Source organism: Wenzhouxiangella indolica, assembly GCF_042310355.1.
Lineage (GTDB): Bacteria > Pseudomonadota > Gammaproteobacteria > Xanthomonadales > Wenzhouxiangellaceae > Wenzhouxiangella.
Genome location: NZ_JBHJMR010000006.1, coordinates 130983 through 142933, shown reverse-complemented (window position 1 = coordinate 142933; position 11951 = coordinate 130983). Strand labels below are relative to the sequence as shown.

The following is an 11951-nucleotide window of genomic DNA, read 5'->3' as shown; positions in this document are numbered from 1 at the left end:
ATCTCATCGATTGCAGAGAAGAACGAGTCGTGGGTGGGTGAATTCACGGTGTCCTGGTTTCAACGGCTCGTGAGGAAACGGCCCCGGTGGATCACCGGGGCCTCGCGGACGGATTTGAGGAACGCTGGCTCAGTCAGTCGTCGTCAACTTCGGCGCTGAGCGAGTAGCCTTGCGGCACGGCCAGACTGATGCGGTCCGGGTCCAACGGCTGATCGAAGGAGAACCGGATTTCCGTTGTGGCCGCGGCCCCTTCGGGTCCGGTTTCCATCTCGAGCAATACGGGCCGGCCTTGTTCGGTGGCCCACAGGGTCATGTCGACGGCCCGGTCGGTCAAGCGAAAGCCCAGGACCGCTTCATCGTCGATCGTGCGTACTTCCTCGATGAGCCGTGACTGACCCTGGTATTCGCGGATCTCCGCCAGCCAATCGAGCGCCGGGGCCGACGCAGCTGAATCGTCATCCTGAATCGGCACCCGAACAGCAATTTGCTGCGGGTGAAACAACTGCAGCATGACCTGCCGGTTCGGATCGATGATGAAACTGAACTGATCCCCGGAATCCAGGCGCACACGATCTTGCGCATCGACAACGATATCCATGGTGAGTACCACGTCGCCGTTCATTTTCGTCGTCATTCGCGCACTCATGGTGCGGAAATCGTTAAAGTAGGCTTGCACTTCGGCAAACGCGACACTGCCGTTCGAGCTGGGCATCATGACCAGCACCGGCACCATCAGGATCGCCAGTACCCCCGCCGTGGCCCAACGCCGCGCAGTCATGGTTGAACGCGGCGCCCGCCGCGTCTCGTCGAGTCGCGCCACCAAGCGGCGCTGCGCCCGGTCGGACTCATGGGGAGCCGGTTCGTCGCGGCGAACAGCCTCCGTGTAGCGATCGAGGGGGTGACTGATCATGTTCGTGGTGGAAGAAAGGTTCATCACTGGGCCTCCTGTTTTCTGGAACGGGTCGACTCGAGCGCCTCGACGCGGCGGCGTAGCGAGTGCGTCGCCCGGTTGAGTGCCACGCTGACAACGTTGGGCGATACGGCTAGCGATCGGGCAATATCGTCGATTGACTGGCCGTGGAAGAAGCGCAGCGCAAAGCACTCGGCCTGGCGTTTCGGCAAACAACCCAGCGCGCGGCGTAGCCGGCTGGCCCGGGTCGCCTGGTCATGCACGTCCGGCGGCATTGGCTCGGTCGGATCAGCAATCACTCGAAATCGCTCGGCAAGCCGCCGCCAGCGCTGGCGTCGCCTCAGTTCGTCGATCGCGGCGCGCGTAGCCATCGAGCAAAGATAGGCCGCCCAATGATCGACCTGCCGACGGGGTGGCTTCTCGAGCAGGCGAACGAAAACGCCCTGCTGAACGTCCTCGGCCAGACCGGTGTCGCCCAGGACACGGTAGGCGGCCGAGAACACCGCGCGACCATGCGCCTGCGCCAACTGATCGATGTCTGGCGCCATTTCGGCTTCCTGATCAAGGGGAGGGGAATGATTATGAGGGGAATGCGCTTGCATTGTCGTCTCCGTGGGGTTTCATGAGTGGAGACGACCGGGATCACGACTTCTTACGCTGCATTTCATCCGTCGCTGCGAAATCGGGACCTGACAACCCGCAATATCTGTGATGTTGAACTCAATTATCTTGCACCTGGGATCGTCGATCGAGGGTCAGATGTAGGCATCGAGTAGAACCTTGAACGATGAGGCTCGCACGGTGCATCATGCACGAGGACATTCACATCTCGATGGAGCTCTGCCATGGGCAATTCGATCCAGATCGACGCGTTCCCCTACATTGCAAGAATACCAACAAGGTGGCGTGACAACGATGTCTACGGACATGTAAACAATGTCGTTTACTACTCTTTCTTCGACACCGCAGTGAACACCCACCTGATCGAGGAAGGCGGCCTGGACATACACCATGCGCCCGTCATCGGCGTTGTCGTGGAAACCCGGTGCGAATTCAAGAAGGAGCTCACGTTTCCCGGAATGGTGCAAGCGGGCATCCGCGTGACGAAGCTCGGCCGCAGCAGTGTGACTTACCAGATTGCCCTGTTCGCCGAAGACGGGGGCGAACCCGCGGCCATCGGACATTTTGTGCATGTCTATATCGATCGGGAGTCGAGGCGACCCGTACCCATTCCCGACACCATTCGAGTAGCGCTCGAATCCATAATGACGAACGAGTGACCAGGTACATGATGCCCGCCCTCCTCGCGTGTAGAATCCACGGGGTGTCAATGCCAAAGATCTCGGAGGAAAGATCATGGGATGCTGTCAGTATCACACGCTGATTTCGGAGGAAGGCGAAAGCGCCTTTACCATTGATCCGCCAATGGTCACCTTCGGTCCCGGCAGCCTCCGCGAGGTCGGCCCTCGGGCGCGGTCGCTCGGCATGTCCCGTGTCGCCGTCTACACGGACCCGATGGTCGCCGATCTGCCGATGCTGCGCACCGTGCGAGATTCGCTCAAGCAGGCGGGGCTGGACGTCGCGGTATACGACGAGTGCCTGGTCGAACCCACCGATGAGTCGTTCGCGGAAGCTGCGAGATTCGCTCGGGATGGCACGTTCGACGGCTATATTTCGCTGGGCGGGGGCTCGGTTATCGATACCTGCAAAATCGCAAACCTCCTTGCGACCCACCCGCTCGAGCGGGACACCTTGGCGGACGAAATCCTGGGCTATATCAATGCGCCAATCGGCGATGCGGAGCCCATCGAGGGCCCGATCGCACCGCATATCGCCTGCCCCACGACGGCCGGAACGGGTAGCGAAGCGACGGGGATCGCGATCTGCGACATCGTCTCGCTCGATGTGAAGTCCGGAATCGCGTCTGCGCATATTCGACCGTCGCAGGCGCTTGTCGATCCCGATTGCACCGCCCACCTGCCGCGGATGGTGGCTGCGTGCTGTGCCTTCGACGTGCTTTGCCATGCCCTCGAGTCCTATACCGCGCGGCCGTACACCTCGCGTGATCGAGTCGACCACCCCGTTCATCGACCAGCCAGCCAGGGCGCGAACCCATGGAGCGATATGGGGTGTCGCGAAGCACTTCGGTTGCTTGGCAAGTACATGATCCGAGGAGTGAATGACGCCTCGGATGCGGATGCCCGGGCAGAACTGATGTGGGCGTCGACGCTGGCAGGGATCGCCTTCGGCAATTGCGGTGTGCACGTGCCCCACGGGATGTCCTACGCAATCGCCGGTCAGATCGAGGAATGCGCCATCGAGGATTATCCAACGAACAAGCCGCTCGTCCCCCATGGAATGTCAGTGGTCGTATCGGCTCCAGCGGTATTCCGATATACCGCGGCGTCTGCTCCCCAACGACATTTGCAGGCAGCCGGGTTGCTCGGAGCTGAAACCAAAGAGGCTACGCCTGACGATGCCGGCACCATCCTCTCCTCACGCCTTGCCGAACTCATGAGGTCCTGCGGAATGCCCGACGGAATAGGCGCGCTCGGCTTTAGCGAGTCGCACCTCGACGATCTCGTCGAAGGCGCATACGCGCAGCAAAGGCTGTTGGTGAACGCACCAATCGATATGCCCCGCTCCGCGCTCCGGGCGCTATTCCGTGATTCGATGTCGGTATACTGAATGGAATCGCATGTGCAATCCGGTGCGATCCTGGCCGAGGCACATCTCATGGACGTACCACTCCCCGGTCCCGGATCTCATCGATTTCGGAAAAAATCGTGTGTGTCCGGGTCTTTCCGGGTCTTTCCTGGTCTTTCAGTTTTACAGCTCAAGGTGATTGAAATCGATCAGCAAAGATCCGATCGAGCATTTCGTCAGCGCCGATATCAAATGGGGTCGAAACACCAGCGGCGCTATTGGGGATGCCACGGGTCTCGTTGTCCATATCCGCATACTGTGGCTGAGAGACGCTGTCGTCGCAGAAGTCGACAGCCGGTGAGTCGGGGTGAAGGTGGAAATCGCCGTTTTCCGGGTCCAGAAACATTGGATCAGCTACCACGCTCCGCGTTGACTGGCTGACGCTGTCGAGCTCGCTGGCGATAGTACAGTCTAAATCCAACGGGCTGTTGGAACTGGCCAGTTCGGTATCAGGGATCCAGATCAGGGAAGAACGAACATTTGTTGTACTTGCCCCAAAAAACACTGGGAACCTTGGAACATCATCGGGGCGATCGTTGCTTGTTCCATTGATTGTAGACCAGGCCATGTTGACCTCCGAATTCCCACTGGTCCAGAAGAGTGGTTGGCCGTTCAAGTTGACATCCATGACCACGCCTTCAAGCTCCATAGTATGTTGCCCGGTTTGCACATCGAATCCGTCCAATTCAAAAACCGGGATGACAAACGAACTCTGTGGCGTGTAATGTTGGACGAAAGTCTGGGTGATTCTGACGCTGGTGCTCTCACCCTCAACACGAATGAGTCTGCCTGTGTTGTCGCGCAGACGGGAACAGGGGGCCGGGCTGAGTGAAGACTCGTATCGCCGGCAGTCGGTATCGGGGCCTCGCTCGATGACCACTTCGGCACCATCTTCTGCCAGGATAACAAAGCCATCGTGTTGGGCGATATCGGAATCGACTGCCCGAAACCGACTGTCGGAACCAGTAATATAGACCGCACTGATTCCCATGTTGGCATCGTTCCCAATCAGATTGGCCGATGAGAACGGATCTCCGGGCGTGATAAAACCGGGCGCTGTGCCATCCAGGGTCATCTGACTGTTGTTGGTGCCGTACAGGCCGCCACCTCTTGTAGCACTGTTGCCGACGATGCCCTGAAGGAAACCGCCAGCCAGACTGACAAAGGCGCAGTTGCTGGCATAGACACCGCCACCGTTTTCCCCCGCATCGTTGTTGCCGATCAGTCCGGAGTCAAAAATGACAATGTGCTGCGCGCCGCCATCCCCAATACAGGCCATGCCACCGCCATTGTCAGTTGCACTGTTCTGGCCGATCGAGCTTTGATCCAGCATGAGAACGACCGCACCGCTGGTATCGGTTGAATGGGCAACGCGCATACCGCCACCGTTTGAGGCGGTCGCACTTGATCGTATTGAAACGTTGCGTAGAATCACAACCAGGCCACCCCGGATATCAAGACCACCAGCCAGCCCTGATCCCGAACCGTTGCGAATGATCAGGTTTTCCAGTTCGATAGATGTCGAGTCGTTTTGAGACAACAAGGTCAACACGGTTGCGCTGTTGTTGCCGTCCAGTATCGACTGGCCGGAAGGCTGGCTGGAAGAACAGTCCGGGTAGCCGCCGATCAACTCGAGGCTTTTGTCGCCAGCAACGAATGGACCACTATAGCTGCCGCTTTCCAGCCGAATCTCGGCATTTGACTGAGCGGCGGTAAGCGCTGCTCCCAGCGAGCTGAAATCGCAGGCTGCGCCACTGCCCACAGAAAGGATCTCGCTCGGCCCGCCCCGATCAGCCTCCAGCAACGCAGAACTGCGTTCGCGTGCCTTGTTCAGGAGCTCCAGCTCACCCTTGCTCAGTGGCGCCTGTGCGGAAATGGCCTGGCTAGCAAGTGCCGCCAGTAAGGCAATCGTATTGAATCGAATCACGGCTGTTCCCTGCAAATGTGTTGACGACCTTCTTTGTCTATTCGAACCCTGCCCGCAGAAGTGGCCATTCAAGTTGTCGCCGACCGGACAATGTAGTTGACGCCGAACACCGGGCGCCTTGCCGTATGCGAAATCGGGCTCAGGCAACAATCGGACTGATCGATACCCCCGATAGCAGCCTTTCTTGGCCCCAATTTCCGCGGGTTCTGATTTCGGCACGGCAACGGTGAGGTCGATTCAGCCTGGAATTTCGTGGGCATCCTGGTTGTTCAGACTTCACAGCTCAAAGTCGTCAGCAAATAGAATATCCGGACCATCTTCCAGACAATAAAGCCTCGCATTCGGGACATCGCATGAAGAACTCAAACCGGACGACCAGCCACTGCTTGAACGATTCGAATAACCTTGTCTAGCGTTGAACGAGGTTGTGGCATCGCGCCAATCATCGCAGTTGTTCGGCTCGGTCGCACCGATGTCGCTTGTCCCTGTCCAGACCAGATTGTTTCCCAAATAGTCGCCCTGCTCAGTCACCGCGATCCCGGTGTTGCGGGGATTCGTAGTGAGATCCGAAAGGCTCTCGGCGACCAGCACGCCATCCGGACGCACCCATGGACCGTCACCTAGCAGACGTTGGTCGGCGGATTCGCTGGAATCCGATAGCCAGGCTTTGAACAGGCCGGCGTTTTCCAGCCCGGCTGCGCCGGCCAGGTTCCTGCAGATCGAGTCGCCGGCTTCGACGCCGACGGTTCCCGAGTCGGCCTCGGGCCACGAGGCGAGGTCGCCGTTACCGGCAACGGAGGTCACGAACACCAGATTACCTTCGGCCTCAAGGGGAGGCAGCGGCACGCCGCTACCGCGCTCAACGCAGAACAGTTTCCGAACGCCTCCGCAACCCGTACTCCCAAACGACGACCACCCCGTTCCGGTCATATAGACATCGCCAATGCCAATGAATCCGGCGTCATCGCTCGCCCAGTCCTGACAATCTTGTTGGTCATTCTTCAGCTCTCCCCGCCCATCGGTGCCCGTGTAGACCGAGCGAGCAAGCGATTCATCCAGCACCTCGTTTCCGAACTCATCAAACTTTGGCGGCAGAAAGACGTTCTGGGACGGAAGCAGTGCCAAGCCAACTTCGGCCGCGAACGGACTGCCGTCGGTTCGAACCCAGGGACCGGCATCTGATGGCAGTTCGACCTGCCCACAATTGTTGTCACGCTTCCCCGAGAGCGAGTGCAGGCGGCAGTAGGCGTCGTCTTCGCTGTTGGAAAGCCAGGCGATATAGTTGCCGGGGCTCGGCAAATTGGCGGCGGCGGCCCGGCTCTGACAGATGGAATCTCCCGCCGCAATGCCGGTCGCGCCGTTCGCATCAGGCCACGTGCTCAAGTCTGCAGTGCCGCTGACCGAAGTGATGAACACCTTGCGGGGCTCCCCGCCGCCTGCACCGGGATCGACCTGCGCCGAGGCCGATATGGCAAACAGGCACGCAATGAGAGAGCTGATAAGAGGGATGAATCTCGACATCGATGGGGCTCCTTGACGAATCCGGGCTTGCTATCCGTGCCATTCGGGATCCGCCAGAAAAACTGGCCATTTCGTTGGCCTGACATCGAGATGGGGAAGAATCGGGACACCCTCGATCTGTAGGGATTTTCCTGAGGCATGACGGCATTGAGCCTGGCAGATCGTGGGTGTCCTGGTTTCCGGTGCTGGTTTCCTGTTCTGGCACCGGCAATTCAATCGACGCCGTTCATGCCCAACTGCACCTCGATGCGCTCCACGACGCTTCCAAACTCGTCGAGGGAACGCAACGGTTCCAAAATCGGATGATAGCGAACCATCAGAGAGCCCATATCGTCCCATTCCGGCTGCCGCAGCGAATCCACGGCGGCTTCCGGTTTGTCCAGTGCCAGGTTGATCAGGGCCTTTGCCAACCCATCCTCGCTCGCCATGACGTCCGCGGCCAGTGACTCGATCGGGTCACCGGCCCTTGACCGGGCCAGCGCCAGCCAGGCCAGATCGAGCGCTTCGGCGCGGCGTCCCGACAGGGTCAGCGCTTCTTCGAAGGCGTTTGCAGCCGGGCCGACCCGTCCTTGTAGCAGTAGCGCCTGTCCTTTCAGGCTCCAGGAGGCGACATAGGCCGGAGACAGTTCGAGGGCGCGCTCGGCCAGGGCTAGAGCCTCGTCTACATCGCCGGCGCAAAGGGTCAGTATTCCCAGCGAATAGTGCACGCCGGGCGAGAAGGGCGTGCTCTGAATCTGCCGGCGGGTCAGTTCCAGCCCGCGCGGAAGATTGCCGCCAACTGCCTCCATCCAGGCAAGCCATCCGACGGCTGCCCCGGGCTGACGTTCCCAGGCGCTGTGCACGAGCGAAAGGGCCTTTGGGAGATCATGCTCCAGTCGCATGGCAACCAGCCCCTCGACCAGCATCGCAAAGGCCAGTTCCGGATCGAGGGAAAGCGCCCTTTGTGCCATCTGGCGCGCTTCGATCAGCGAGACGTCTTCGGTTTCGTGGCCGTAATAGTGCAGCAAGAACAGGGTCTCGCCGCGTCGCGCCCAGGCGGCCGCGTATTCGGGATCGAGTTCCGTGGCCCGCTGGTAAAGCGAGCCGGCCTGGCGCATGGTGCTCTCGCTGCGCTGCCTGAGCAACGTGTTGGCGCGGACCGTGAGGGCGTAAGCCTCCAGGCTCTGGGTGGGCAATCGGACCAGAGGGGGTTCGGGCGCCAGGGCGGCCTCGACCGATTCGGCGATGTCGTCGATGATTTCAGCCTGCGCCTCGAACAGCCGTGCTGCTGTCAATTCGCCCTCGTAGTTGCGCGCCCAGCGATGGCTATCGCGGGCGGCGTCGATCAACTGCACGCTGACCCGGAAGCGCTCGTCCCATTGCTGGACGGTGCCTTCCACGACCCATTCAACGTCCAGTTCCGCCGCTATCTCGGGAATGCTCTTGTCGGTTTGCCGGTACCGCCGCATCGAGGTGGCCGAGATCACGCGCAGCGCCGGAATGCCCGAAAGGCGTGTGAGCAAGTCCTGGTGGAGCCCCTCGGCCAGCGGAAAACCCGAATCGGGATTTGTAATATTCGTCAGCGGCAGCACGGCCATGCCGGCCGGTGACTGGATTGAGACCGGCGGCGACTGTCCGCTATCGAGCGATAGCCAGGCCGCGAGCCCGAGCCCGGCGATTCCGGCCCACAGCCACCCGGCACGGCGCCAGCGGTTCGCTCGTCGCCGAAACCGGACAGGTGGCTCCGCGCGGTCATGGCTGTCGCTTCGTTCGACCGGTGCTATCAGCCGATACCCGCGCGTGGGAATGGTCTCGATGTAGCGGGGGGAGGCAGCCGAGTCACCGAGCTTGCGACGCAGCTCGGATATGCACCATGTCAGGGCATCGTCGGTGACGACGCGCTCTTGCCAAACCGCGCCGGCGAAATCGTCGCGGCTGACGACTTCGCCGGCATGCTCGGCCAGGCAGCACAGGACGTCCATGGATCGCGTGTTGATCGAGACCGCCCCGTCGGGACCGGTCAGCCGATTGGCCGCAGGCTCGACCTGCCACTCCCCCAGTCGAAACCCCTCAGACGAATTCATCGAACGCTTCCCTCCCGACTGTGGGTCGAGCCCAATAGGCCCATTCTGCCCCATAACGGGGTTTTGCTCAGGAAATTCTCAGGTTCTTCTCAGGAGTGTCGGCAAGGCGCGCGGCAACATCCACTCGTCGGTCGATCCGACGGGCTCCATTTCCGATTCTTCCCAAAGGAGGCTTTCATGCGTGTCATCATTCACTTCAGCTTTTCCCTGTTGTTCCTGGCCGGGATCACCAGTTCCGGTTCCCCACTTCATGCCGCCGATCCCGATCAGGCCGAGCATCTGTTCGGGTTCGAGCGAGACAATATGGTCGAAATCGTGTCGCGCCGCGAGGCCGGCGAGGACGGCGGACACCGCCTGGTTTTCGATTTGTCGCGAACCGAGATACCGGCTGGATGGACCACCCTCAAGCAGGTCAACGAGACCGCCGTGCTGCACTTCGTCTACATGTTTCGTCTGCCGGACGACCAGGCCGACCTGACTGTCGAGGAATACGCCGAGCTCACGCCCAAGGCGTTCCAGGACGCCTGGGACCCGTTCTTTGCCGGCGAAATCGACGTCAACGAGTTCTTCGGCAACCTCGGTGCCGGTCTGCCGGAGTGGTGGGGAGAGGTCGTACCCAGCGGAGGCCCCGGATTTCTCGACGCCGCGCGCACAGGTTGGACGACCCAGTACCTCGAACCGGGCAGCTATATTCTCGAATGCTACGTCATGGACGGCAGCGGCACCTTTCACAACGAGCACGGCATGCTGGCCAAGCTGGTCGTGACCGACGATCCCGGCGATGCTCCGGAACCGAGCGCGGACCTGGCGCTGTCCATCTCCTCGACGTCCGGCATCGTGACTGAAACCGAGGACATTCAACCGGGGCTGCACACCGTTTCGGTGACGTTCGAGGACAATATCGTCTATGGTCACGGTATCGGCCACGACGTCCACCTCATCCGTCTCGACGATGCGACGTCGGTCGAGGACGTCAACACCTGGATCAACTATCTCGATGTCGCAGAAGATGGCTTCTACGCCGATCGCGGTGCGCTCGTATCCACTTTCCAGGATCCGGGGCCGCGCGCTTTCCTGGGCGGCGTGGACACGCTGTTCGCCAACGAAGCCGCCGGGGAAACCTATCCCCTCACGGCCTACATGCATGTCAACCTGACGCCCGGCCGGTATGCATGGGTGGCCGAGGTGCCCAATCCCATGCAGCCGGACCCCGAAAACCCGGACATGACCATGCTGGTCGAGTTCGACGTGGCGTCCCATGCCGATCTGGCAGGCGCATGGTACGAGCCGGATTCAGCCGGGCAGGGCTGGAACTTCCTGGCTACCGCCGACGGCCTGTTCGGCTACTTCTACGGCGCTGGCGACAACGGTGAGCCGTTGTGGCTGGTGACCGAAGCGGGCGCCTCCGGCTTCGCTCGCGGCGAAACCGTTGCGTACGATCTGCTCTACAGCCCATCCGGTTCATTCAACGCGCCAACCGATCCCGAATCCTTTGAGTACTGGGGCGAGCTTCTCCTGACTTTCGACAGCTGCAGCGAGGCCACCGCCGACATCAGCGGGATCCACGGTACCCAGACCCAGGCACTCGAGCGCTTGACCAATCCCCCGGGTTCTGGTCGCTGCGGATTCTGAACTCGACGCCAGCCGCCGCCGGCCGGCCTGGCCGGCGGCATCATGCGCGGCCACTTCGGGCTCGTTCTCAGCAGATTCCGATGCCCCGCCAGTCACGGAGAGGACGATTCAACCGGGAAAATCGTGGGCATCCTGGTTCTTCCGGTTTTTCGCCGGTTCTTCGCCCACAACAGCTGCAGCTCCGAAGAGCTCAGTGCTTGGCTTTCGAATCCTCGCCCTGCCCCATGAGCCTTCCACCGAGCGAGAGGATCGCCACGACAATGGCGCCGATCGTGACGCCGAGAAGTCCGTCGAGCAGCAGCTTCGTGACCGGCTCGAGTGGGCCTGTCAGTGCCGACCAGCCCTTGAAGAGGTGCTCGACCCAGGGGATGTTGTGCGAAAAGATGCCGCCGCCGACCAGAAACATCGCGATAGTGCCCACGATCCCTAGGCTCTTCATCACCAAGGGTGAGGCGTCGATGAGCCACTCGCCGAAGCGACCGATGCCGCCACCGCGCTTCGACAGCCGGATGCCCAGGTCGTCGATCTTTACGATGCCGGCGACCAGTCCGTACACGACCAGGACCACGAGCGCGCTGATTGCGATCAGCACGCCGAGCTGTACGCTCAGCGTCGCCGCGGCGACCGAGCCCAGCGCGATGACGATGATCTCGGCCGACAGGATGAAGTCGGTTCGAATGGCACCCTTGATCTTCTTTTTCTCAAAGGCCACCAGGTCGACCTTGGGATCTCGAAACGCCTTCTTCAGCTTTTCCTTCTCCTGCTTGTCGGCTTCGCTGTGGAAAAGCTTGTGGTGAACCTTATGGGCGCCCTCGTAGCACAAAAAGCCACCGCCGAGCATCAGCAGCGGTACGATCGCCCAAGGGATGAACGCGCTGATGAGCAGCGCCGCCGGGATCAGGATGATCTTGTTGAGCGTCGCCCCCTTGGCGACCGCCCAGATGACAGACAGCTCGCGCCTGGCCGAGATGCCGGTGACCTGCTCGGCATTGACCGCCAGATCGTCCGCAACCAGCGTCGCGGTCTTCTTGGCGGCAACCTTGGTCATCACGGAGACATCATCGAGCAAGGTGGCGATGTCGTCGAGAAGGCTGAGTAAGCTTGCTCCGGCCATGCAATGTCCCGTTCAGCGATTGGAGGACCAGTCTGTCACAATCGGGCCCTACAGTAAGGCATAAGCGCCCTATCCCGC

Annotated in this window: 9 protein-coding genes; 3 read left to right on the top strand and 6 right to left on the bottom strand. The window is 60.8% G+C overall.

What is annotated here, in order from left to right:
• Positions 1-133: 133 nt before the first annotated feature.
• Both ACDC67_RS08975 and ACDC67_RS08970 read right to left on the bottom strand, forming a co-directional pair.
• Positions 134-820, bottom strand: a complete 687-nt coding sequence (locus tag ACDC67_RS08975; protein WP_376692434.1) for a LolA family protein — start codon at positions 818-820, stop codon at positions 134-136.
• Positions 821-933: 113 nt separating this feature from the next.
• Entirely contained in the window at positions 934-1458 is a 525-nt protein-coding gene (locus ACDC67_RS08970; RefSeq protein ID WP_376692432.1) for an RNA polymerase sigma factor, read from the bottom strand.
• A 297-nt stretch (positions 1459-1755) separates the two neighbouring features.
• Between ACDC67_RS08970 and ACDC67_RS08965 the strand changes: the two genes are divergently transcribed.
• Entirely contained in the window at positions 1756-2190 is a 435-nt protein-coding gene (locus ACDC67_RS08965; RefSeq protein WP_376692431.1) for an acyl-CoA thioesterase, read from the top strand.
• Positions 2191-2266: 76 nt separating this feature from the next.
• A complete protein-coding gene (locus ACDC67_RS08960; RefSeq protein WP_376692429.1) occupies positions 2267-3598 on the top strand; it encodes a hydroxyacid-oxoacid transhydrogenase in 1332 nt (443 codons plus the stop codon).
• A 148-nt stretch (positions 3599-3746) separates the two neighbouring features.
• Here ACDC67_RS08960 and ACDC67_RS08955 read toward each other — a convergent pair whose 3' ends face one another.
• From ACDC67_RS08955 to ACDC67_RS08945, 3 genes are all read right to left on the bottom strand, one after another.
• The gene (locus ACDC67_RS08955) at positions 3747-5543 is read right to left on the bottom strand and encodes a right-handed parallel beta-helix repeat-containing protein (RefSeq protein WP_376692428.1); all 1797 of its coding nucleotides are present in this window, start codon (positions 5541-5543) and stop codon (positions 3747-3749) included.
• A gap of 276 nt (positions 5544-5819) precedes the next feature.
• On the bottom strand, positions 5820-7064 hold the full coding sequence (locus ACDC67_RS08950) for a hypothetical protein (protein WP_376692426.1): 1245 nt from the start codon (positions 7062-7064) through the stop codon (positions 5820-5822).
• Positions 7065-7276: 212 nt separating this feature from the next.
• A complete protein-coding gene (locus ACDC67_RS08945; protein WP_376692425.1) occupies positions 7277-9127 on the bottom strand; it encodes a winged helix-turn-helix domain-containing tetratricopeptide repeat protein in 1851 nt (616 codons plus the stop codon).
• A gap of 177 nt (positions 9128-9304) precedes the next feature.
• Here ACDC67_RS08945 and ACDC67_RS08940 point away from each other — a divergent pair, with 177 nt between their 5' ends.
• Positions 9305-10759, top strand: coding sequence for a hypothetical protein (locus ACDC67_RS08940; protein ID WP_376692424.1), 1455 nt, complete (start codon positions 9305-9307; stop codon positions 10757-10759).
• Positions 10760-10949: 190 nt separating this feature from the next.
• Here ACDC67_RS08940 and ACDC67_RS08935 read toward each other — a convergent pair whose 3' ends face one another.
• Positions 10950-11873 carry a DUF808 domain-containing protein gene (locus ACDC67_RS08935; protein ID WP_376692422.1) on the bottom strand — a complete coding sequence of 308 codons (924 nt, stop codon included), beginning with the start codon at positions 11871-11873 and terminating at the stop codon, positions 10950-10952.
• Between the last annotated feature and the right edge of the window lie 78 nt (positions 11874-11951).